The 23,821-nt window shown below is 41.4% G+C and carries 25 protein-coding genes and 5 tRNA genes; 2 read left to right on the plus strand and 28 right to left on the minus strand.

The features are described from left to right. Positions 1 to 257 precede the first annotated feature (257 nt). The 26 genes from rplL to B9T33_RS01085 all read right to left on the minus strand — a co-directional run bounded on the left by rplL (position 258) and on the right by B9T33_RS01085 (position 19,687). The gene (gene rplL / locus B9T33_RS00960) at positions 258 to 626 is read right to left on the minus strand and encodes a 50S ribosomal protein L7/L12 (RefSeq protein WP_067761353.1); all 369 of its coding nucleotides are present in this window, start codon (positions 624 to 626) and stop codon (positions 258 to 260) included. A gap of 51 nt (positions 627 to 677) precedes the next feature. After that, a complete protein-coding gene (gene rplJ, locus B9T33_RS00965) occupies positions 678 to 1,184 on the minus strand; it encodes a 50S ribosomal protein L10 (protein WP_086177093.1) in 507 nt (168 codons plus the stop codon). 303 nt (positions 1,185 to 1,487) lie between these two features. After that, entirely contained in the window at positions 1,488 to 2,183 is a 696-nt protein-coding gene (rplA, locus tag B9T33_RS00970) for a 50S ribosomal protein L1 (protein ID WP_086177094.1), read from the minus strand. Between the two features lie 3 nt (positions 2,184 to 2,186). Then, complete coding sequence (gene rplK / locus B9T33_RS00975; RefSeq protein WP_004868049.1) at positions 2,187 to 2,615, minus strand: 50S ribosomal protein L11; 429 nt, start codon at positions 2,613 to 2,615, stop codon at positions 2,187 to 2,189. A 115-nt stretch (positions 2,616 to 2,730) separates the two neighbouring features. Further along, positions 2,731 to 3,264 (minus strand): transcription termination/antitermination protein NusG, encoded by a 534-nt coding sequence (gene nusG, locus B9T33_RS00980; RefSeq protein WP_078189831.1) that lies wholly within the window; start codon positions 3,262 to 3,264, stop codon positions 2,731 to 2,733. Between the two features lie 7 nt (positions 3,265 to 3,271). Beyond that, complete coding sequence (secE, locus tag B9T33_RS00985) at positions 3,272 to 3,712, minus strand: preprotein translocase subunit SecE (RefSeq protein ID WP_086177095.1); 441 nt, start codon at positions 3,710 to 3,712, stop codon at positions 3,272 to 3,274. A 77-nt stretch (positions 3,713 to 3,789) separates the two neighbouring features. Next, positions 3,790 to 3,865: transfer RNA gene (locus tag B9T33_RS00990), tRNA-Trp, on the minus strand. 54 nt (positions 3,866 to 3,919) lie between these two features. Continuing rightward, positions 3,920 to 5,110, minus strand: a complete 1,191-nt coding sequence (gene tuf / locus B9T33_RS00995; RefSeq protein ID WP_086177096.1) for an elongation factor Tu — start codon at positions 5,108 to 5,110, stop codon at positions 3,920 to 3,922. 153 nt (positions 5,111 to 5,263) lie between these two features. After that, positions 5,264 to 5,338, minus strand: a tRNA-Thr gene (locus B9T33_RS01000). Positions 5,339 to 5,361: 23 nt separating this feature from the next. After that, positions 5,362 to 5,437: transfer RNA gene (locus tag B9T33_RS01005), tRNA-Gly, on the minus strand. A gap of 38 nt (positions 5,438 to 5,475) precedes the next feature. Continuing rightward, positions 5,476 to 5,559, minus strand: a tRNA-Tyr gene (locus tag B9T33_RS01010). Positions 5,560 to 5,612: 53 nt separating this feature from the next. Further along, a tRNA-Thr gene (locus tag B9T33_RS01015) sits at positions 5,613 to 5,688 on the minus strand. Positions 5,689 to 5,786: 98 nt separating this feature from the next. After that, positions 5,787 to 7,280, minus strand: a complete 1,494-nt coding sequence (trpE, locus tag B9T33_RS01020) for an anthranilate synthase component I (protein WP_086177097.1) — start codon at positions 7,278 to 7,280, stop codon at positions 5,787 to 5,789. A gap of 118 nt (positions 7,281 to 7,398) precedes the next feature. Next, positions 7,399 to 8,067 carry a phosphoglycolate phosphatase gene (locus B9T33_RS01025; RefSeq protein WP_086177098.1) on the minus strand — a complete coding sequence of 223 codons (669 nt, stop codon included), beginning with the start codon at positions 8,065 to 8,067 and terminating at the stop codon, positions 7,399 to 7,401. Between the two features lie 80 nt (positions 8,068 to 8,147). Continuing rightward, a complete protein-coding gene (locus tag B9T33_RS01030) occupies positions 8,148 to 8,876 on the minus strand; it encodes an FHA domain-containing protein (RefSeq protein WP_086177099.1) in 729 nt (242 codons plus the stop codon). Positions 8,877 to 8,956: 80 nt separating this feature from the next. Then, on the minus strand, positions 8,957 to 11,188 hold the full coding sequence (gene gspD, locus B9T33_RS01035) for a type II secretion system secretin GspD (RefSeq protein ID WP_086177100.1): 2,232 nt from the start codon (positions 11,186 to 11,188) through the stop codon (positions 8,957 to 8,959). A gap of 42 nt (positions 11,189 to 11,230) precedes the next feature. Next, a complete protein-coding gene (locus tag B9T33_RS01040; protein ID WP_086177101.1) occupies positions 11,231 to 12,085 on the minus strand; it encodes a type II secretion system protein N in 855 nt (284 codons plus the stop codon). Beyond that, a complete protein-coding gene (gspN, locus tag B9T33_RS01045; RefSeq protein ID WP_086177102.1) occupies positions 12,085 to 12,828 on the minus strand; it encodes a type II secretion system protein N in 744 nt (247 codons plus the stop codon). The genes B9T33_RS01040 and gspN overlap by 1 nt, the downstream gene beginning before the upstream one ends. A gap of 166 nt (positions 12,829 to 12,994) precedes the next feature. Continuing rightward, a complete protein-coding gene (locus B9T33_RS01050) occupies positions 12,995 to 13,321 on the minus strand; it encodes an H-NS family nucleoid-associated regulatory protein (RefSeq protein ID WP_086177103.1) in 327 nt (108 codons plus the stop codon). Positions 13,322 to 13,463: 142 nt separating this feature from the next. Next, entirely contained in the window at positions 13,464 to 13,892 is a 429-nt protein-coding gene (locus tag B9T33_RS01055; RefSeq protein ID WP_086177104.1) for an acyl-CoA thioesterase, read from the minus strand. 10 nt (positions 13,893 to 13,902) lie between these two features. Beyond that, a complete protein-coding gene (locus tag B9T33_RS01060; protein WP_086177105.1) occupies positions 13,903 to 15,096 on the minus strand; it encodes a heme biosynthesis protein HemY in 1,194 nt (397 codons plus the stop codon). A 6-nt stretch (positions 15,097 to 15,102) separates the two neighbouring features. Further along, a complete protein-coding gene (locus B9T33_RS01065) occupies positions 15,103 to 15,945 on the minus strand; it encodes a hypothetical protein (protein ID WP_086177106.1) in 843 nt (280 codons plus the stop codon). After that, positions 15,942 to 16,721, minus strand: coding sequence for a uroporphyrinogen-III synthase (locus B9T33_RS01070; RefSeq protein ID WP_086177107.1), 780 nt, complete (start codon positions 16,719 to 16,721; stop codon positions 15,942 to 15,944). Before B9T33_RS01070 ends, B9T33_RS01065 begins: the two co-directional genes overlap by 4 nt. A 3-nt stretch (positions 16,722 to 16,724) precedes the next feature. After that, entirely contained in the window at positions 16,725 to 17,642 is a 918-nt protein-coding gene (gene hemC, locus B9T33_RS01075) for a hydroxymethylbilane synthase (protein ID WP_086177108.1), read from the minus strand. Positions 17,643 to 17,737: 95 nt separating this feature from the next. After that, on the minus strand, positions 17,738 to 18,478 hold the full coding sequence (locus B9T33_RS01080; protein ID WP_086177109.1) for a LytR/AlgR family response regulator transcription factor: 741 nt from the start codon (positions 18,476 to 18,478) through the stop codon (positions 17,738 to 17,740). A 54-nt stretch (positions 18,479 to 18,532) separates the two neighbouring features. Then, complete coding sequence (locus B9T33_RS01085; protein ID WP_086177110.1) at positions 18,533 to 19,687, minus strand: sensor histidine kinase; 1,155 nt, start codon at positions 19,685 to 19,687, stop codon at positions 18,533 to 18,535. On the opposite strand from B9T33_RS01085, the gene argH reads away from it, so the two are divergent. Then, entirely contained in the window at positions 19,678 to 21,108 is a 1,431-nt protein-coding gene (argH, locus tag B9T33_RS01090; RefSeq protein ID WP_171263543.1) for an argininosuccinate lyase, read from the plus strand. The two genes, B9T33_RS01085 and argH, sit on opposite strands and share 10 nt — an antisense overlap. A gap of 21 nt (positions 21,109 to 21,129) precedes the next feature. Then, a complete protein-coding gene (locus B9T33_RS01095) occupies positions 21,130 to 21,402 on the plus strand; it encodes an oxidative damage protection protein (protein WP_086177112.1) in 273 nt (90 codons plus the stop codon). Between the two features lie 803 nt (positions 21,403 to 22,205). Here B9T33_RS01095 and pgsA read toward each other — a convergent pair. Together pgsA and B9T33_RS01105 are read right to left on the minus strand one after the other, a co-directional pair. Continuing rightward, positions 22,206 to 22,793 carry a CDP-diacylglycerol--glycerol-3-phosphate 3-phosphatidyltransferase gene (pgsA, locus tag B9T33_RS01100; RefSeq protein WP_086177113.1) on the minus strand — a complete coding sequence of 196 codons (588 nt, stop codon included), beginning with the start codon at positions 22,791 to 22,793 and terminating at the stop codon, positions 22,206 to 22,208. A 104-nt stretch (positions 22,794 to 22,897) separates the two neighbouring features. Further along, positions 22,898 to 23,692, minus strand: a complete 795-nt coding sequence (locus tag B9T33_RS01105; RefSeq protein WP_086177114.1) for a thioesterase family protein — start codon at positions 23,690 to 23,692, stop codon at positions 22,898 to 22,900. Positions 23,693 to 23,821: the final 129 nt, after the last annotated feature.

A 23,821-nucleotide genomic window follows, 5' to 3' on the forward strand; every position in this document is an offset into this window, starting at 1 on the left:
TAGAAGGAATTACACAGGCCGATATGGCCACCACTTTCACAAATGCTGCAATTTTAGTGGTATTAAAACGCTTAACAATATTTTTTTACTGAAAAATATTGGTAAGCGTTTGATTTTAAATATTATTTTAATTTGTATGAATTTTATATCATGCAAACAAAAATCGAGCCGATTATTGTAACGCAAAAAGGCTGATGACCCAAGGGCCACCAGCCATTTTTTGGAGTCGATTATAAAAAAATCGACTCCCCTTAAGATTACTTAAGTGTAACTGTAGCACCAGCTTCTTCAAGTTTTTTCTTAAGTTCTTCGCCTTCTTCTTTAGAAACGCCTTCTTTAAGAACTGAAGGAGCGCTTTCAACAAGATCTTTAGCTTCTTTAAGACCAAGGCCAGTAGCTTCACGAACTGCTTTAATTACAGCAACTTTGTTAGCGCCGAAAGAAGTCAACTCTACGTTGAATTCTGATTGTTCTTCAGCAGCAGCAGCAGCACCAGGAGCAGCAGCAACAGCTACAGCAGCAGCAGAAACGTTGAATTTTTCTTCAAAAGCAGAAATAAGTTCAACAAGTTCAAGAACAGTTTTTTCAGCAACTGCGTTTAAGATTTCTTCGTTTGTTAAAGCCATGAGATTAACTCCAAATGGGTATTGAATGATGTGTGTATAGATTTGAGCTTATTAAGCAGCTTCTGACTCGTTTTTCTCTTTGAGCGCTGTAATAAGGCGACCCAATTTCGAAATAGGAGCTTGAAGAACGTTTGCAAGCATAGTAAGCGCTTTCTCTTGGTTTGGAAGGTTCGCGATAACGCTAACTTCTTCGCCTTGATAAACTTTACCGTCAAATGCAGCAGCTTTAAGTTCAAATGCTTTATTAGTTTTAGCAAATTCTTCGAACAAACGAGCAGCAGCGCCCATGTCGTCTTCAGAAGTTGAGAAAGCTAAGATTGTTGGGCCAACAAGGTTGTCGCTCAAGATATTGAATTGAGTATCTTGAAGTGCACGTTTAGCCAAAGTATTACGTACAACACGTGTAGCAACACCTAGTTTACGAGCTTCAACACGTAGAGCAGTTAATTGCTCAACAGTTAAACCTTGATAGTCAGCAACAACAGCAGCATACGCAGTAGAAGCAACTTCAGTTACTTCAGCTACGATCTGTTTTTTGCCTTCGATAAGAAGAGCCATTGTAAAACCTCCTAACGGTGATTTATGCATCTATATAGATGCACTCCCAATTCGTCTGTTCATCACTGAACGGACACGCGGAGGAGGAACAAATCACACCACCGCGTCTACGCAGGCTGGATTATTAAGAAGGAAGCATAAAACTCCCCTCGCCTGAGGTCTTTGACGCTGATAAATAATATTTATCAATTCAAAGTTTGCCTAAGTTTGCAAGCAGTCCGAAACCGGTTTCTTCTTGCGTAATATTTGAAGCAGTGCTTCAAATATTACTCAGGGCTTTAAAATTCTGTAATAAGTCGAAACTTATTTAGAAACGTTTGCTACATCAACAACAAGACCAGGACCCATAGTTGAGCTCAAAGTGATCTTTTGAATGTAGATACCTTTAGAAGTAGCAGGTTTTGCTTTCTTAAGGTCAGCAACAAGTGCTTCAACGTTTTGACGAACAGCTTCAGCAGTGAAACCTACTTGACCGATCGCAGCGTGGATGATACCCGCTTTGTCTACACGGTAACGTGCTTGACCAGCTTTCGCGTTTTTAACAGCGCCAGCTACGTCAGGAGTTACAGTACCCACTTTAGGGTTTGGCATTAAGCCACGTGGACCAAGAATCGTACCTAACTTACCTACAACGCGCATTGCATCCGGAGCTGCAATTACTACGTCAAAGTCAAGGTTACCCGCTTGAATGCTTTCAGCAAGATCATCAAAACCAACGATGTCTGCGCCTTCAGCTTTAGCAGCTTCAGCAGCAGCGCCTTGAGCAAACACAGCAACACGTACAGTTTTACCAGTACCTGCAGGAAGTGTAGTCGCGCCACGAACAACTTGGTCAGATTTACGAGGATCAACACCTAGGTTTACTGCAACATCCAAAGATTCTTTGAATTTTACAGCAGGAAGGCTGCTTAGAACTTGAACTGCTTCTTCCAAAGTATAAACTTTGTTTGCTTCTACAGCAGCAGCAATGGCTTTTTGACGTTTAGTTAATTTAGCCATGTCTTATAGCTCCACTTCCAAGCCCATAGAACGCGCAGAACCAGCAATGGTACGTACACGTGCGTCTAAATCAGCACCAGTTAAATCTGGTTCTTTAGTAGTCGCAATCTCTTCTAATTGAGCGCGAGTCAACTTACCAACTTTAGTTTTGTTAGGTACAGCTGAACCCTTTTGAATACCAGCAGCTTTCTTAAGAAGAATCGCAGCAGGCGGAGTTTTCATGATGAATGTGAACGACTTATCGTTGTACACAGTGATCACTACTGGAATTGGAAGACCAGCTTCAACTTTTTGTGTAGCAGCATTGAATTCTTTACAGAATGCCATGATGTTTACACCACGTTGACCTAGTGCAGGACCAATCGGTGGAGATGGATTTGCTTTACCAGCTGGAACTTGCAGCTTGATATAGCCGTCAATCTTCTTAGCCATTTCAATTACCTCTGGGTACTAACGCCGTTAGGCTCCCCATACATTTAAGTAACGATACCGTTACAACAACAATGCCCGACTCATTACAAATCGGGCGTTCATCCACCAATTTAAATTAAACTGACTTTTCGACTTGGCGAAATTCCAATTCAACTTGTGTTGGTCGATTAAATACATTAATCGTCAACGTTAAACGTGACTTATCGTAAAGAACTTCTTCCACCACGCCTTTAAAGTCGGTGAATGGACCGTCAATAACGAGTAATTCTTCGCCTGGCTCAAACATCGTCTTAGGACGAGGTGCTTCACCAGTATTACGTACACGCGCAAGAATCGCATCTGCTTCTTTTTGCGTAATCGGTGCAGGTTTTTCTGCAGTACCACCGATGAAACCTAATACTTTTGGACATTCTTTAACAATGTGCCAAGTTTCATCATTCATTTCCATTTCGACTAACACATAGCCCGGAAAGAATTTACGCTCAGATTTACGTTTCTTACCATCCTTCATTTCCACTACTTCTTCAGTAGGGACAAGGACTTCACCAAAGCTATCGGCTACAGCGCTACGCTGGATTCGATCATTAAGTGAGCGTAACACTTGTTTTTCATAGCCTGAATAGGCATGAATAATGTACCAACGTTTCATAGCTCTCTTACCCGATAATAAACTTCATTAACCAGCTCAAAGCATAGTCAAAGCACCATAATAAAATGGATGCCATTAAGACTACCGCAAGTACCTGCCAAGATGTGGTCATGGTCTCTTGCTTGGTTGGCCAAGTCACTCGACGTAACTCAATTCGAGCATCTTTCAACAATCGAACAAAGCCTTTGCCTTGATGGGTGGCGTATAATAAACCTAAAGCCACGATGATACAAGCCAAAATTACCCCAACACGGACCCAGACATCATTCGCTGGTGCCCAGTATGCTGGCAAATGTTGATTCACCATCATAGAACTACCGAGTAAAATCAACGCGATAACCCAGAATACATAGTCTAATGGGGAACCAGAATTAACAACTTCAGCAGGATTATTTCTTTGAGGAATTGGCGCGTCGCTTAATGCGTCACGCGATTTATCATTCGACATTTTTGTACTCGTCGTAGGATTCGCGACTTATTATATGACCAGTTGAGCCAGCATCAAGCTTCTTTTTAAAAAAAAATTGGCAGGCCAGGAGGGACTCGAACCCCCAACATTCGGTTTTGGAGACCGACGCTCTACCAATTGAACTACTGACCTGCAGAGCAAATCGAGAGTCGAAACTCTCGATCTGTATAAGATAACTGTATTATATTATGCAGTTACTTTAGAAACAACACCCGCACCAACTGTACGACCACCTTCACGGATCGCAAAGCGTAAGCCAGCGTCCATTGCGATTGGGTGGATTAATTCTACTGACATTTCTACGTTGTCACCAGGCATAACCATTTCAACGCCTTCTTTAAGTGCAATCGCACCAGTTACGTCAGTTGTACGGAAGTAGAACTGTGGACGGTAACCGTTAAGGAATGGAGTATGACGACCACCTTCTTCTTTAGAAAGTACATATACTTCTGCGTCGAATTTAGTATGCGGTTTGATTGCACCTGGTTTAGCAAGTACTTGACCACGTTGAACGTCTTCACGTTTAGTACCACGTAGAAGAACACCACAGTTCTCGCCCGCACGACCTTCATCAAGAAGTTTACGGAACATTTCTACGCCAGTTACAGTTGTTTTAACTGTATCTTTAATACCAACGATTTCAACTTCTTCGCCTACTTTAACGATACCAGTCTCAACACGGCCAGTTACTACTGTACCACGACCTGAGATTGAGAATACGTCTTCGATTGGCATAAGGAATGGAAGATCGATAGCACGTTCTGGCTCTGGAATGTAAGAATCAAGAGCTTCAACAAGAGCAACAACTGCTTCTTCGCCATATTGGCTAGCGTCGCCATTAAGTGCAAGAAGAGCTGAACCACGGATAACTGGAGTGTCATCGCCTGGGAAGTCATAAGTAGAAAGAAGTTCACGAACTTCCATTTCTACTAATTCAAGAAGTTCTTCGTCATCTACAAGGTCGCATTTGTTTAAGAATACAACGATGTATGGAACACCTACTTGGCGAGAAAGAAGGATGTGTTCACGAGTTTGTGGCATTGGACCATCAGTCGCAGCACATACAAGGATCGCACCATCCATTTGCGCAGCACCAGTAATCATGTTTTTAACATAATCGGCGTGACCCGGGCAGTCTACGTGAGCGTAGTGACGAGTTGGAGAATCGTATTCTACGTGTGAAGTATTAATTGTAATACCACGTGCTTTTTCTTCTGGTGCAGAGTCGATTGCAGCGTAATCTTTCGCTTCACCGCCGAATTTTTTTGCACATACAGTTGCAATCGCAGCTGTTAAAGTCGTTTTACCATGGTCAACGTGACCGATTGTGCCCACGTTAACGTGTGGCTTATTACGTTCAAACTTAGCCTTAGCCATGCTTTTCTTCCTCGTTTACGTCGAACACAATTCTGAGTAAAACCCAGCTCCGACATATCGCCTAAAAAATAAACACCCAATACTTGAAAAGCAGACTAAAAAGCCTGCTTCTGGAATTCTGTGCAACATTAAAAGTTGCTAAACTGTATAATCTGGAGCTCTTATCGAGATTTGAACTCGAGACCTCTCCCTTACCAAGGGAGTGCTCTACCACTGAGCTATAAGAGCAAATATAAGCACTTCAATAAATATGGAGCGGGAGACGAGGGTCGAACTCGCGACATGTAGCTTGGAAGGCTACCGCTCTACCAACTGAGCTACTCCCGCACGATGTTGGTACAAACCACTTATTGAAGTCTTAAAATTGGTGGTGAGGGAAGGATTCGAACCTTCGAAACTTTCGTAGCGGAGTTACAGTCCGCCCCCTTTGACCGCTCGGGAACCTCACCATTTTACACTTACTTCAGTGCCGTTCTTTACTTACTCTCGAACTCATCTAAGATGGTGCCGGCACACGGATTCGAACTGTGGACCTACTGATTACAAGTCAGTTGCTCTACCAACTGAGCTATGCCGGCGTTTCTTAGTGTTTCGTACGTTTCGTATCGGAACGGTGTGCAGTTTAGCAAAAACTGAAATCCTTGCAAGTGTTTTTTCTAAAAAAAACGTGAAAAACTCATAAAATCAATCCATTTGATGATAATTCAACCGCTTTGATCACTGCACGAGCTTTTATTTGGGTTTCATTCCATTCTGATTCAGGATTTGAGTCATAAACAACCCCTGCTCCAGCTTGAACATAGACCTTATTTTCTCGAATGACGCAGGTACGAATGGCAATCGACATGTCCATTTCACCATGCCAGCCCAAATAACCAACAGCACCGCCAAAAATGCCACGTTTTACCGGCTCAACTTCGTCAATAATTTCCATTGCACGGATTTTCGGTGCTCCAGATAGTGTGCCTGCGGGGAAAGTTGCCTTAAAAACATCCAATGCATCAATATCATCACGCACTTCACCTTGCACATTGGACACAATGTGCATGACATGCGAATAACGTTCGATCACCATTTGATCAGTCACGTGAACTTTACCGATTTTAGAAACGCGCCCAACATCATTACGCCCCAAATCAATCAACATTAAATGCTCGGCAATTTCTTTCTCATCAGACAACAAATCTTTTTCTAGTGCCAAGTCTTCTTCTTTGGTTTTACCGCGTGGTCGCGTCCCTGCCAATGGACGCACCGTTGCAATACCATTTTCCAATCGCGATAAAATTTCTGGTGAAGAACCGACAATATGGAATGGCGTGTTATTTTCCAGTGTTTGCCCTTGTACTAAGAACAAATACGGTGATGGATTGAGATGACGTAATGCACGGTAGACCTGTAAAGGCTCACCATCAAAATCTGACACCATACGATGTCCAGGCACTACTTGCATCACATCCCCAGCCTTAATGTATTCTTTTACTTTGGCAATGGAGTCTATAAAGTTATCGTGCCCTGTTATGGACTCAAAATGAGGTGCTGTATGTTTTTGTGCTTTGAGTGCAATCGGTGTTGCCAAGAGCTCTTCTAAACCATCTAACTGTTTCTGCGCCTTGGTGTATGCCTCAGCATCATTCACATCAGCATGTACAATTAAAAACAAGGTGTCTTTTAAATTATCAAAGACGATGACTGTTTTAGATAGCATCATCCAAATATCGGGAATACCCACAGGGTCTGCTTCTGGCACATTATTCAGTTTTGGTTCGATATAACGCACAGCATCATAACCAAAGTAGCCCACCAAACCACCTGTAAAGCTTGGTAAGGCAGGAAGGTCTTGCTGTGTCGGTACGCGATATTGCGCTTGAAAGTCACGAATGTACTGAAATGGGTCAGCGCAGTTTTGTTTTTCGATCTGACCATCTGCATGTTGAATCGTGAGCTGCCCTTCATTACATGAAAAGACGGTTGATTCGCCCAAACCAATAATCGAATAACGCGCCCAGTTTTCTCCACCCTCAACCGATTCAAATAAATACGCTTGTTTATGTTGTTTTAAACGCGCAAATACCGAAAGTGGTGTTTCAGTATCTGCCAAACGTTGGCGATAGACAGGAATCAGGTTATAGCCTGCTGTTTTTAGTTGCTCAAATTGAGTTTGTGTAGTCATTGTCTTTCTCTATATTTTCGAATGGTCGTTTTCAGTTAATTTTTTCTAGATGCTGACTTAGTGACGCCATCGAAAAACCACACACTTACCCATTTTTAGTTCCTTCGCCCTACTTATTTCAAACCAATAATTCTTTTAAGTTATCAACCACCATTTGCGGCTGACAATCTCGAATATTTTCACCATGATTATAGCCATAGCTGACCACAATACAATCAATACCCGCACGGCGGGCGGCTTCAACATCGTTCACAGAATCGCCAACCATTAAAATATCGGTTTTATCTAGTTCATAATACTCTGCGCAATAGAGCAACTGTTTCGGATGAGGTTTACGCTCCTCGAAACGATCTCCACCAATCACATCTGCAAAGTATTGATTCATACCAAGTGCTTCAACAATGCTACGCGCAGGCTGTTCAGGCTTATTGGTCACACAAATAAGCATTTTACCGTCGGCTTTTGCCCATTGAAGAAACTCAATAATGCCATCAAAGGGCTGCGTCAGCACACACGGATCTGCATTGTAAATTTTAAGGAATGTTTCGAGCAGTAAATGATGCTGTGCTGCATCCACTTGACCTGTCAGATGCTCAAGAACGCTATGACAAAAAATAGAAGTTCCTTTGCCTACCCAGTTGCGTACTTGCGTTTCTGTGACGAGTGGCAATTGCAAAGCATTTAGACTCATATTCATCGCACGATATAAATCGGAAGCGGAATCGACCAACGTCCCATCCAGATCAAATAGAATCATTTGGCGTTCTGCTAAACGAAGCTCAAACATAATTACCCTCAGCTTTCTCAATTATATCGTCATAAAAAAGGCATGCTCATGCATGCCTTGATCACTCGTGTAATGCAAAATTATTTAAACAACACCCACGCAATGATTGCAAGAATAATCAAGATAATAATCGAGATTAAACCTATATTTGCATTCTTTTGCTGTTGCTTCTCTTCTTCCACGCGAGACACTGGCGTTTCCACTGGAATTGGCGTTGGTTCTGCTTTTACTGCAGTAATATCCACGCCTTCTGGAATCGGTGCTGGCTTAGGCACACCGACACTTGTTGGCATACCATCACGAGTCAATTGCACTGAACCATCACGCTCTTTCAGTTCAGGCATGCCTTGATCATTCATTTGCTGCGCGACAGTCTTTTCAACGGGTACATCGGCAACCACCGTATCTTGTGCCGCAGTTTCCGATACGGCAACGGCCTCTGAAGGCTGTTCAATCACCGTCGATTCTTTTAGTTGCGCCACACTTGCTTCAATTTCAGCTGGAATCTCAACTGCTTTTGCTGGTGCAAGAACGCTAAATTTCACACTGGCAAATTGGATAATATCGCCTTCTTTAACTAAAGACTCACCGTCCAAACGGGTATCATTGATAAATGTGCCATTTGAAGAGTTCAGGTCTTGTAACCATAAAGCCTGATCTCTCAATAACAAAGCCGCGTGCTTACGCGAAATATCAGATTGCTGTAATACAATATCGGCCTGTTGATGACGCCCCACCAACATATCTCGCTCAATACTGATTTCCTGTCCCGTTAAGTCACCAGAAATTGCTTGAATTTTCCAAGTCATGAAATTGCTTCTCTATATTCGTTTTTTGTCATCATAGCATGCTCTGATTTTATTTCTAAAAAGCATGCCGCACTAGACGTTTATGGATTTGATTGCACATTTCCATTCGGCACTGTAATCACCGCGCGCTTCACGGGCGGCTCAATCGCCACAGGTGTGGTGACCACCGCTGCGGGCTGACTGTCCACAGGTGCAGTTGGCACGGTTTGATAAACAGGCGCAGGTGCACTATTTTTTGAAATGGGAATGCGCTGTTGATACACATCATCCACACTTTCAGGCAATTTGGCAAAATTACCATCTGAATCAAGTGCCAACTGCAAGCTATACAACTGACTATAGCGCTGCTGTGACATTTTTCTGACATCACCTGAATTTCCAACAATGGTTGGATGGATAAAGATTAATAAATTCCGCTTGGTATTGGATTTCCCTTCAGAGCTAAATAACTTACCCAGCACAGGAATCGCGCCCAAACCCGGAACAGATTGGCGTCCATGTAAGGTGTTGTCTGAAATCAAACCACCCAAAACAATCGTTTGACCATGCTCAGCCAAAATTGAGGTTTTTATCGCACGCTTGGTCGTCACTAAGTCTGATGCCTGACCTTTATTGTCTTTAACATCTGAAACCTCTTGCTCGACCTCTAAACGTACTGTTCCACCATCACCAATATGTGGAACAACTTTGAGAGTCACCCCGACATCTTTACGTTCAATCGAGGTATAAGGATTAGCCGTCCCGCCTGTAGTCGTGACCGAACCCGTAACAAAGGGCACGTTTTCACCAACCACGATATAAGCTTCTTCATTATCCATCGTCACAATGGACGGTGTAGATAATAAGTTAGATTTGGTTTTTTCCTTTAAGGCTTGAATCATAGCGCCATATAACTTGCGCGAGCCATCACTACCTTCACGATAATCACCAAGCACCAACGAGGTGCCTGCACCAATAGCACTTCCCGCACCTGCCGCACCACCAGTCAAATAACCTGCTGCAATTTTTTTAAGGCTGGAACCATAATTATCAAAGTTAATCAGACCAATGCCGCTACTGATATCGCCCATTGCCCATTGCACACCCAATTGGTCTGCATCAGTGCCTTCTACTTCAATAATTGCGGCTTCAATCAACACCTGTTCACGGCGAATATCCAATTGCTGAATTGCAGATTCGATTTCACGCATCAGCTGCGGATCAGCTTTCACAATCAATGCATTTTGCGTGGTGTCTGCAATGATACTGACGCCATTGGCATTAAAACTGGAAATACTATTTTGATTGTTATTTGTAGAGTTAGAGCCATTCAGATTAATACCCGAACTGGTATTGTTTTGTGAACTAAAGGACTGTGAAGTGGAAGAATTATTATCAAGTAGATTATTCATTGAGTTGTTATTTGATCCACTACTCGATGAATTACTGCTACTTACCGCTTGACCCGTCACCAGTCCTTGTAAAATTTCCGACAAGTTTTTAGAACTTGCATATTTCAAACGAAATACTTTAAGCCCACCCAAACGATCTGCCGCAGGCACGTCTAATGTTTCGATCATTTGACGAATACGCTTACGGGTTGCCGTATCACCTTTAATGAGAATACGGTTGGTCCGATTATCCGCAATAATTCGGATACGAGAACCTTTCGGATCTTTAGATGCACCCGTTAAACTTATTGACTCAAGCAAACCAATCATCTCTTCCGCTTGGCTCGATTGTAGCGTCACAGCTTCAATATCATTTTGACCCGTACCATCCAAGTTTCGGATAATGGTTTCGAGTTGATAAATATTGCTGGCACGATCAGAAACAATCAAGGCATTGGTTCCCGCCACCGCAGATAAATGTGCGAATTGCGGCATCAAAGGTCGTAGCGCAGGAATCAGGTCATTGGCATTGGTATTATCGAGCCAAATCACACGTGTAACGATTTGATCCCCAGTCGCACGATGACGACCATCATAGGGAATCCCTGAGCTTTTGACATTACTGTCTGGCACTAAACGAATAGTATTTCCTGAAGGTATAGCCACCACACCATTGACATTAAGCACTCCTAAAAATAAGTCGTAAACTTCACTTTTATTTAAGGGCTTGTTGGAAATAACCGTAACATTTCCGCGAACCCGAGGATCGACTGCAAAATTTTTCCCCGTAATGTCGGCCACTTCATTAATAAAAGCAGTTAAATCCGCATCACGTAAGTTAATTTTCCAAGTTTGTGCATAACTTGCTGTGCTGACCATCGCAACCAAGGGCAACATGGCATAAGCAGCTAAAGTTGAACGGTTATTATTAAATAAAGCCATATATGCCTGTGTTTCCTAACCCTATAAAGTGATGAGCCATCACTAAAAATCCTGTTGAATGGTCATCACTTGATCACCACGCTTTACTTCAAGCTTCACCTGCCCTTCACGGCGGGCTTGTTCTAATAGTTGTGCTTCAGATTGCCCTTGCCCAACAGTTTGTCCATTTAAAGACAAAATACGGTCCCCAGGTTGCAACCCAAGCTTATTTCTTAATGCTGCCGGGGTTTTATTCGAAACTTCAAACCCACCACTTGATGAAGGATTTACCCCCATCTCTTGCATATATTGTTCCCGGTTTTCAGCCATGCGTTGAACTGCCTGACCTATTGCGCTTTGTGCCGCATTATTTCCCATTGAATTATTCGGCATGTTGCTATTTTGCATCTCACCACTTAGCGCTGCATTGGCCGGCGGAACAATCGGTTGATTTAAACCATTTTCGATGCCTTTAAATGCTAACTCACGGGTTGAGCCATTACCTTGTCTGAGGATCACTTTATCCCAATACACTTCAGCCAATTGATAAGATGAACCTTCAATCATTTCACCGACCAAATATCGATCTGCGGTTTCGTTCACCTTAATCACGGCAGATGAATAACGGCTTGGCTGCCCAACGACCACACCTTGCAAAACCATATTGAGCTGTTCGTCTGCAGCAGATGCACGATTTTCTTGAAACAATGAAAAGGAACTAATATTCGGCACTTGGGTTTGCTGAGATCCCAATTCCACCCGATCTAACTGCATCGCTTGCGGTGGGGCAATCAGCAACCAAAAAAGTGCCGCCAACTTCCAACATAAATACAGGATGAGTAAGGCCAAAATGATAGGTGCAATACGGTCGGTCTGCTTCCAATTTATTTCGCGAAACTTTTCTAGATAATCAGCCATCAATTCACGCCTCTTAACAGCGGTTGACGTGAACTAATCACATAAGTATCGAGACCTGCTTTGCCTTCATAGGAAGCCACGTTCATTAAAAAACGCTGCGTCAGCTGTACATCAAGCATCAAATCAGGCTCAAGCTGTAGATTCATCATCTTTTGATCACGCTGATCTCGGACATCTATCACTAATTTTGCATTATCTTGTTTAAGTTTTGCCACGAGTGACGGTACGTTCATCGTGTCTTGGCGCTGAGCAAAACTAAAGGCCATATCACCACCAGCCCATTGCATTTCACCATCCGTTGCACTAAACCCTTGCTGTGGTTTATATTTGAATTGCACATCATTCAATTGAATAGCATTCACTGGCCACTGCCAGTCGGCAAAGGACTTCAGGGTTTCTGGCGCAATTTGTCCTTCTAAGTTTTTGACGCTAATGGCTTTGCCTAAGCCATAACCCATCACACCTTGCATCTTGGTATTACCACTATGAATTTCTACATTGGCACCCAAACGCAATAAAATTAAGTCCCATGGACGGGTTTTCCAACTGAGCGAGCCTTTTAGGTTTCCTTGCGTCCAATCTGCTTGACCCTGCCAAATATTGCCACTGACATTATGGAGCATTTGATTGTTTTTATAGAATTTAGTAATAAGCCATGCTGCTGGTACTTGCAGCATCACAAAGATAAAAAAACTGATGACAGCAAAAATAAGCCATCGAATATTGTTAGATTTATTGATCATCCCACCACAACCGATCCATCAATTTTTTCCATAATTTAAAATTTTTTCTTTATAGACACATTATGCATACTTTTTTCACATAGCCAATTCAAAGATATAAAAAAACCAGGCCTTTGCCTGGTTTAATTATCCTGAATGCAGGATATGACCGTTTGATGAAATCTTATTAAATTAAGAAATCTTCAAGTTTGGCACCTTTTTCTAGCTCAGCAACCAACCAACGTGGTTGTTTACCGCGACCAGTCCAAGTATCCGCAGCATTTGCTTTACTACGATAACGAGGTTCAACAGCTTTACGTGTGGTTTTTTTACGTTTAGTTGAGCCCATTTCTAAAATTTGCTCAACAGTAAGATCTAAACTTTCTGCGATTTCTACAATGCGGTTATACGCATCTTCAATTGCTTGGTCTTTTTTAGAAGCGATCAGTGCTTCAGCTTCAACTTGAAGTTTTTTTAACTCTTCAACTGACAAATTACTAATATCAGGCATAATATTTAACTCCGGAAATTCATATTATTGTGCTTTTTAAAACTTGCACATAATATTTATAATAAAATATTAATTCAATCTTTAATTTGCACTTAATCACAATAAATTAACATTTATTACTTAATTAAATATTAAAAAATTGTATTTAAATATTATTGTTCACTGCCAATTCAAATTTTCTAATTTGTTCTTTAATACTTTCTGGAATTGCTGTTTTTTGCATCGTTTTATTATCTACGCATACAACAACCGCATCACCTGTTGCCACAATATTGTTTTGTGCTTCACTCCACAAAATATAACTCATTCGAAAAGCACTATTTCGAAGCTCTTCAACCCGTGTCGCCACTTTTAATTGATCTGGGTAAACCACAGGGCTAAGATATTTACATTGACTCGATGCAACTACAGTCACAACATTTTGGTTAAAAATATTTAATGCATCTAAATATCGAATTCGTGCACTTTCCATATAACGATAATACTGCACATTGTTTACATGACCAAAGGCATCCATATCGCCCCATGCCACACTTTGTTGATGAATCACTGGATAATGAGATAAATCCTGCATATAAAATCCTTTATATTTTTATTTCCATAAAATTCGCATTATTTTCAAAGATTAAATTTAACTGTTTGTTTAAATCTTCTTGCTGATTTAATGCTGATTTAATTCTTAAATAACTCATGAGCACATCATCGGGATACAAACTTAATAAAGCTTGTGCCTCAGCTTCACGTTCGGTCGCCGTATAAATATTCCATTTTGCAAAACTAAATACCGGCAGTGCGGGATATTTTTCCTCCCAGTGCTGAATTTGCTGCTCAACCGCCACATAATCAGGATTTTGTTTCAACATTTTTTGTTGGAACCACATAAAGAATACTTCTTGATTAAATTGTTGCTCTAATAAATGCACAGCCAATAGCGCATGTTCTTGGCTCATTTCTGGCATTCGAGACAACACTTTTAACCATAAGACTTTTACAGCGTATTTACGTTCTTCAATTTGATCTTGTAAATCCAAATAACGCTGCTTTAAACGTTGCAAGTCATCGACATCTGCTTGATCAAACGCCAGAAGCAATTGTTCAAGCCATGCCTGTTTAGTAAATTCGTCTAGATGTCCGTACTTGGTCGAACGCAAATATAACCATGGAAATTGTAAGGCAAACATTCCCCACAGCGTAGTCAATCGCTGTTCATACGCGCTACTGACTTTTTTTAACCAAGGTGAAAGCTCATGCTGATTGAGAAATTCTAAATGTGTTAAGGCTTTTTCACCATCGTGCTGCGCTAGGTAAATTTCAATGCGTTGCAATTCAGCCAATTCAAAGGCCATAGGCGTAGTTTGATTTAAAGCACTTAATGCTGTTTCATATTGTTGTTCTAACCAATATAAACGCGCATCAACTATCCCTTTTAATAGTCCAGACTCAGTAAATGCCTGCTGAATAAATCCGTTCTGATCTTGGGCTGCATTTAAAAGCCAAATCACCGCCAATTGTTCATAGGGGTGTAATTTATTAAAACTAAAAACTGTTTCGGATTTGCGCTGCTCTCTGCTGAGATAACGCTTGATACCATACCAAATAAATTGAACAGTTAAACTCAAGAGTGCCAAGACAAAAACAATAAGCCAAATATTGGTTTGTATTTGCCAGTCACGCCAATAAATATAAACATAACCTGCACCGTGCCCAAAGCTCAAAACGCTTATTATCGCAATCGCGAGTAAACTCACGAACAAATAGGCCAATAAGATTTGTTTCACAGTCGATTATCCTATGAGTGCCCGAGTATTTAAATGCGGTATAGATATTACGGGTGTATCTTTTAATTGCAGTACACGCTTTTGCATTTGTTTTATGGATGGATCAGGTAACTGCTGCATAATTTGAATTATTTCTGTCAGCTCTTGTTGAAATTGAGGATATTGACCTTGATTTAAAATCTGCTGAGCCAAAATCAATCTTAATTGAATTTCTTTTAATACTAAACCACGTTGCATTAATGCAGGGCTTGGAGTTTGAACGGATTCAATTTGAATCCAACGTTGCCAAAACGTTTGATCTTTATTTTTAGTTTGCTTTACATAAGGCTGCTGAATTTCTTTTTCCAGCATTTTATCTAAAGCCTGTAAGCTGTTTTTAACTTTGTCTAACTGAGCTTGTCGTGCAGTCACATATTGTTTTAAGCTTTCACGATCCTTTTGAATCACTTGATGCAAACTCATTCGTAACGCTGGCGCTAAACTCAATTGTGCTAATTGCTGATCCAATTGATTAAGCTTATCCAAAGCAACACCAAATTCTTGCTGTTGTAACGCAAACTCAATCAAATCAAGCTGCTGCCCAATAACTACCACTGGCTGAATACTGATTGTCAGCTCATCCGTAGCAGGTTGAGGCGCATTACTAGAACCTATTGAAGTCGTTGCCTGAGTACCCAATTGCCGCTTCATTGCCACCAACTGATCATTTAAACCCGCTGTTTGTTGTTGTAATTGGGTTTGCTGTTGCAGCAATTCGGTGTTTTGTGCGTTCATTTGAAACACATCAAAGCTTAGCTTAGCAAGCCAAACCACAGCAATAACAACAAGGACAATAAGCAACTTCTTCATGGGTTTTCCTGCACTTGCTGAACATGCTGCAAAATGTGCGCTGGGTTTAAATCTTCAAGTTGGATGATCGGATAATTTAAAGCAAATTGCATTTGGGTCTGTGTAACCACATCGACCAGCCGCGAACCAAGCACAAAAATACAGGCTTTATCGAGTAGGTCAGGCTGATCTCGTATCAACTCCAACCAATTGAGCCAACTCGCTTCACTGCTCACGAGCATACAATACCGAGATGACATTTGCAGGTCAGGGAGATGTGATTGAAGGATTTGCATAGCGCTTGGCGGAAGTTGGCGTCGGTATAAAACAAAATTTAAAACTTGAATATTATGCTCGACCAGCGTTTGCATCATAAATTGACGTCCACCTTCCCCACGCCAAAATGCCACAGTCGAGCCAGCACGAAGCTGCTCTAAGCAAGGCAAGCTTAACATCCCTTCCGAAGTCTCAACTTCGGGCGTAATGCTACTGATGCCATATTCAGCCAATGTGATTGCGGTTGCTCGACCTACTGCAACCCATTGCTTCGACTTTAATTGATCAATACTTAATGACGTTTGGGCTAGGCCAGCCATGCCTATGTGTACAGCCGATGGACTCACCACCACGATCACTTGTGCATCACGCAATTGTGCATAACAAGCTGCTAAGTCTTCTGACCACACACGTGCAGTTAATTCCAAAAGAGGAAGATTCACCACTGAAACCCCTGCATGTTGCAGGGTTTCAGTCAATGCAGCTGCTCGATCTTGTGGGCGAGTGTTGATAAACAACATGTATTAATAGAGCGCCTTCAGGATGTCACCTGCACCTTGAGCCAATAGGTCTTTCGCCAATGCAACACCCAATTGTTCTGCTTGTTCAGGTGTCCCTGTTTGCTGTGCTTTCAGCAAGGTTTGACCATCTGGACTACCCACACGACCTTCCAAATGAATTTGACCATCGCTCAAGGTCGCATAACCCGCGATCGGTACTTGGCATCCACCTTCTAAATAAGCATTGAATGCACGTTCTGCACGAACACAGGCATTGGTTTCCGCATGCATTAAAGGTTGAATTAAATCTAATACATTTTGGTCATCTGCACGGCACTCCAGACCCAAAGCACCTTGTCCAACCGCAGGCAGACTAATGACAGGCTGAATACTATGGCGAATGCGTTCAGCCAAACTTAAACGTTTTAAGCCTGCACTGGCTAAAATAATCGCATCATAATTACCCGCATCAAGCTTTGAAAGACGCGTACCGACATTGCCACGTAAGTCAATAATTTCAAGGTCTGGACGTTGTTTTAAAATCTGACATTTGCGACGTAGGCTTGATGTACCCACTTTGGCACCTTGCGGCAAGTCATCAAAACTTTGATATTGATTCGAGACAAAGGCATCGAAAGGATCTTCACGTTCACAAATGACCGCCAGACTTAATCCTTCAGGCAATGCCATGGGTACATCTTTCATTGAATGTACCGCTAAATCTGCGCGACCATCTAAGAGTGCTGCTTCTAATTCTTTTACAAATAACCCTTTGCCACCAATTTTAGCCAAAGGGGTATCCAAAATTTTGTCCCCTTGGGTTACAAAGGTCACCAACTCAACTTTTAAATCTGTATGTAAGGCTTCTAAACGCGCACGTATATGTTCAGCCTGCCACAGGGCAAGCGGGCTTTGTCGAGTTGCAATCTTGAGGATTTTCATAAATTTTAAAATACAGTCTATAGCGTCGTTATTCTAAACTTAACCTGCTCAATTGAAAATGCAAGCAGATTTCACTGTGTTAAACGATCGAGCACTTACAATTTCTGTATTCGTTCACGTAAATTAGGTAAATGACGACGGCTCACTGCAAGGCGCTCATTCAAGTCACGGCAGCGCACTTGATACTGTCCTGAACTCACCACTTCCAATCCATCTAGAAAGCTCACTGAAACCAAAGCATTACGATGAATGCGGATAAAGCGTTCGCCAAATTCATTTTCTAAATCTTTTAAGGTCTCATCAATGAGCACACTGCCATTTTTGTGTCGAACAGTCACATATTTTTGATCTGCCAGAAAATAATAAATATTTTCCACTGGAACCAATTCGACGCCACGATAGGTTTTTGCCGCGATTTGATGGCGGCTGATTTTAATTTCGTCCATATTTTCTTTTTGTTTTATCGTGCTCATTTGAGCTTGGGTTAATTTAATAATATGCTCTAAAACCTGCTGCAATTCCTGTTGCATAACGGGTTTAAGTAAATATCCCTCTGCATTCGATTTAAATGCATCAAGTGCATGATGATCATAAGCAGTACAAAAAATGATTGCTGGCATAGGATCAAGTTCACGCAAAATTTTCGCGCAACTCAGTCCATCCATTTCTGGCATTTGAATATCTAATAATACGACATCAGGCTCGAGGCTTTGAGCCAAGTCAATCGCTTGCTGTGCATGTGACGCTTTCGCAACCACGTGATGTCCTAGCTGCATGACTAAACGTGATAACCGCTCTATTGCAAGAGGCTCATCATCACAGATCAGGATGTCCATTTCTCCTCCTTATCCAGTTAACGTCATTTATTTTTATAGGTTAACTGTGATCTTTTACTTATATTGATATTGCACCACAGTCGTATACATTCCCTCGCCTGCATAGGTTTGAAACGTGACAGATTGACCATAATATGCCTCAAGTCGCTGTTTCACGTTTTCAATTGCAATACCACTCCCCTCACGTAAATTTATTTTATCCTGTGTATAAGGATTTGTAATAACGATATTAATTTGATTTTGTAATATTTCAATCAATATATTTATCGTACTCTTTGTCAAAATTTTTTCCACTCCATGAAAAATACTATTTTCTAACAAAGGTTGTAAAGTTAATAGTGGAATTTGTACTTGGGAGTAACGCTCTTTAGCTTCCAGTTTCCATTCAACTTTTAAGCGATCTCCGAGGCGCATTTGCTCAATTTCCAAGTAGCGCTGACTCAGTTCAATCTCTTCCTTCAAACTGACCAATTTAAGCTCCTGAAAGCTAGCACGAAATAATCGTGACAAATTCAGTAACATATTTTCGGCTTTGTCAGGATCAATCGCGATCAAACTAATCACGCTATTTAAGCTGTTAAATAAAAAGTGCGGATGTATTCGAGCTTGCATGGCTTGAATACGTGAATTCAACTCACTATTTTGTTGGCGTTCACTTTGTTGGCGTAAATAGGAATAACGAAAACAAAAAGCACCGAGTAATACCCCATAACTTAAATTGAGGACTACGCCATCAAACAAACCCTCGAGCTGCAAAGCATCCAAACTTAGATATGTTCCAAAGAAAGTTAAAAAATTTAAAATAAGTGTGGTACTCAAAACCAAAACTTGTAGTAAGACAAATCCTGCAAACATGGCTGCCTTTATCCCAAGCTTACGAAACCTTGCTTTTAATAGATCGGTAAACGCAGCAAAAGCCAATAAAATCCAGTTAATAAAGAGCACATGCTGTAACACACTACTTAATGTGAGTGCCTGCCATGACTGTGCTTGCGCCAAGGCTAAGACTAAGCCCAGCAAGTTTCCAGCGACAAACAGTTCAATTAGATGCTGCCATGATCCACTTTTACTAAAAAAATAGGCGTGAGTTTCGACCTGCGTCGAAGAACGCAAAGATTGATGACGTTTGACTGCGGCAACTGAACGCGAATTTGCTATACTGCTTTCAGTTCTACTGCTTTTTATCTTATTGAGCCGACATGACCACATCTTCTAATTCCTCAAATCCGTCACAAGCCCAAACTTCGGGTATGTGGGGCGGTCGTTTTTCTGAAGCTACTGACGCTTTTGTTGCTGAATTTACAGCATCTGTACAATTTGACCAACGCTTTTATAAACAAGATATTGCAGGCTCAATTGCACATGCAACTATGCTTGCGAAAGTTGGTGTTTTGACTGAACAAGAACGTGACGACATTATCAATGGTTTAAATACCATTAAAGCTGAAATTGAAGCAGGCAACTTCGAATGGCGCATTGATCTAGAAGATGTGCACATGAACATCGAGTCTCGCTTGACTCAACGTATCGGCATCACAGGTAAAAAGCTACATACAGGCCGTAGCCGTAACGACCAAGTGGCGACCGATATTCGTTTATATGTGCGTGATGAAATCGATGCAATTTTAGAATTATTACAAAAATTGCAAAAAGGCATTTTGGGCTTGGCGGCTAAAAATACCAATACGATTATGCCGGGCTTTACCCATTTACAAACTGCACAGCCTGTGACTTTTGGTCACCATTTAATGGCATGGTTTGAAATGCTAGTTCGTGACTCTGAGCGTCTGATTGACTGCCGTAAACGTACTAACCGTATGCCACTGGGTTCTGCTGCACTTGCGGGTACAACTTATCCAATCGACCGTGCTTTTACTGCTGAACTTTTAGGTTTTGAAGCGGTTGCTGAAAACTCATTGGACGCTGTATCTGACCGTGACTTTGGTATTGAATTTAATGCGGCTGCTTCACTGATCATGATGCATTTATCACGTATGTCAGAAGAAATGATTCTTTGGACATCTGCGCAGTTTAAATTTGTGAACATTCCAGACCGTTTCTGCACGGGTTCTTCAATCATGCCGCAAAAGAAAAACCCAGATGTTCCTGAGTTGATTCGTGGTAAGACTGGCCGTGTTTATGGTGACTTAATGAGTCTATTGACCCTGATGAAAGGTCAACCATTGGCATATAACAAAGACAACCAAGAAGACAAAGAGCCGTTGTTTGATGCCATTGATACGGTTCGTGGTTCATTGATGGCTTTTGCTGACATGATTCCAGCACTTGTACCAAACATTGAGATTATGCGTGAAGCTGCGCTTCGTGGCTTCTCAACTGCAACTGACCTTGCAGATTACCTTGTAAAAAATGGCGTAGCATTCCGTGATGCGCATGAAATCGTGGGTAAAGCAGTTGCACTTGGCGTACAAGAATCTAAAGATTTGTCTGAGCTGACACTTGAACAACTTCAACAATTCTCTGACTTGATTCAAGCCGATGTGTTTGAAAAAGCATTAACACTTGAAGCATCGGTGAATGCGCGTAACCACATTGGGGGTACTGCACCTGCTCAAGTTGAAGCTGCAATCGCACGTGCACACGCGCGCTTAGAGAAACTTTACGCATAATTTTAAAATCGGAGTATTGATATGTCTCGACAAGTTTTTTGCCGTAAGTATCAGGCTGACATGGAAGGCTTAGACTTTGCACCATTCCCGGGTGCAAAGGGTCAAGAACTGTTTGACACTGTGTCTAAACAAGCTTGGCAAGAATGGTTAAAACACCAAACAACGTTGATCAATGAAAAGCGTTTAAACGTGTTTGAACCCGATGCGAAAAAGTTTCTTGAAGAACAACGCGAAAAATTCTTCAGCAATGATGAATCTTTAGAAAAAGCCGAAGGTCTGAAGCCTGAGGCGTGATAAAGCGGAGCACTGCTCCGCCACGCCGCAAGACGAGAAGCTATACTTCGAGTGAAAAGTAAAGCACTGCCTTATTTTTCTGTAAGACAAGGACGAAGTCCGCCTAGGCTTTAATTTGAAGAGCTCCTAAATTGGGGCTTTTCTTTTTATGAATCTTCGTACCACGCTACCATATAAAAAGGCACTACCACGAAAAATATCCAATCCGATCACCCCCATCTCAAATGATTTCTGGTATATAAATAAGATCGGGTTTAGCAACAGAAAAAGGTCGCGGACTGGAACAACAATATTTTTTGTTTTAAGCAAAATGAATGCTTTTTTGAAGAAGTTTAAAAAAACTTCACATTATTTGTTTTATTGCTTGATTAAATTTAATTAAAGTTAAGTAAATGAACATTCTATTAAATATTTCTAATTGACACTTAAATAACACCGTATACATACTTTTAATTTTAAATTCCATATCAAATTAAACCAAGTTAAAGCTCAATTTGTATCAAAAATTCTAAATGTAAATTCGTGATACATTTCTCAATAAAACACAACATTACACTACAAGAACCCACATGTTTTTTTTAAATCACTTTCCTATAATACAAATCAAGGAGATGGAAACATCTTCAATTATAGCGATAAGTAACCCCGATTTTCCTTCCCAGATTTCCCCCAAAATCTGGGAATTTTTTTATCCAAAATTTGCCAATCCATTCCTCAAGATCTAACCACTTCTACTTCAAAAATAACACTCAATAAAAAAGCCCCTATTCAGGAGCTTTTAGAAAATTCTGTATATCTTGCGCTTATGGCTGTTTCAAATATGGCCAAGCCGCTTTTAAATAAATAAACATCGACCAGAGCGTCAATACCACTGCGGTATAGAGTAAGCCATAAGCCAACATTTCAAGCGGTTGCCAATTGAGTAAGAATACTGAAATCGCAATCATTTGAAAGGCTGTTTTGTATTTGCCGACTGTCGATACTGCAACACTGGTGCGAGCGCCCAGCTCAGCCATCCATTCACGTAGTGCAGAGACGGTAATTTCACGAGAAATAATCACAATTGCAGCAAAAGCCATTGAAATGGTTGGTTGCCATTGCACCAATACAATCAATGCTGCTGCGACCATTAATTTGTCAGCAACGGGGTCCAAAAAACGCCCAAAAGCAGAAGTCTGATTCAACGTACGCGCCAAATAGCCATCGAACCAATCGGTCACCGCTGCAACGACAAAAATTGCAGTCAGCAAAATATGTCGAGACATACTTGCTGCGTGATCGCCAACACCCATTGCTGGTGGCCAATATGCCACAAGCAAAAATACAGGAATTAAAGCAATTCGTGCCAATGTTAAAATGTTAGGAATATTCAGGATTCGACCTGTTGTCATAGACACCCCAGTTTTCCCCTCATGCACGATGAAAATGCAGAATAATTTGAGGATTTATCCATCGTTAGTTGGACTCACTTTATACGAAATGCCCATCAGTGTCACTAGGCAAACACGGTGACCGTCTGCCGTGCAATCGCAATTAGGCAATCATTTTCATCCCATAAGTGTGCATATTCAGTGGCATAACCCTCTGCTGCATAATCAGTAAACACTTTATATTTAAACCAATCTTGCAAACTCGATTGTAAGGGATGGACATAGGTCAAAGTCCAAGTCAATGAGCTTGCGGGTGCCATGTTCCGATACATTGGCAGCACACCGGGAGGCCACATATCCATCGAGACCAATAAATCTGCGACAGTCATGCAACGATTTTCATGCTGTTCATGATTGAAACGCATCCAACCACTAAAGTCTGGTTTTTTACTGGCGGTACATGGATATTGCCCTTCAACCCAAACTAAATCCATTTGCTGAAAACATTGGGGTGCTAAGGGATGATGTTCAGCAATCTGTAGCGTTTCGGGTGCAGGGAATATCGGTGCTGTACGCTCTTGACGAACCACGATCTCAGACTCACGTGGCACACCAAAGCTCGCCAATAAGATGCTTTGTACTGCATCATCTTGCCAAATCCGTACTTCAATGGTCGTGACCGACTTCCCTTGTCGTAATATTTCAGCACTTAACTTGACTGGTGCCATTTGCACAGGACCAACGAACGTCACATTACAACTGAGTAAACGACGTTCCGCATCATTCACTGTCACCAAAGCTTTGTGCATCATCATTCCTGCCACTAAGCCACCATAAATAGTTCGACCTTGTAGCCACCCTTCAGGAATATCCACCCATTCCTGTTGTTCAATTTGCTGATATAGCTGTTGAAGTGACATAACATTCCCTGATGAATTTTTTAATTTTTATATCATTGAATAAAATACAATTGATGTGAATGATCAATGACTCAGAGGTCAATGATCATTTTTGCAATTCAAAAGATTAAATTGAGCGATAGATCAAGA

This window comes from Acinetobacter sp. ANC 5054, from assembly GCF_002135295.1.
In the GTDB taxonomy this organism is placed as follows: Bacteria; Pseudomonadota; Gammaproteobacteria; order Pseudomonadales; family Moraxellaceae; genus Acinetobacter.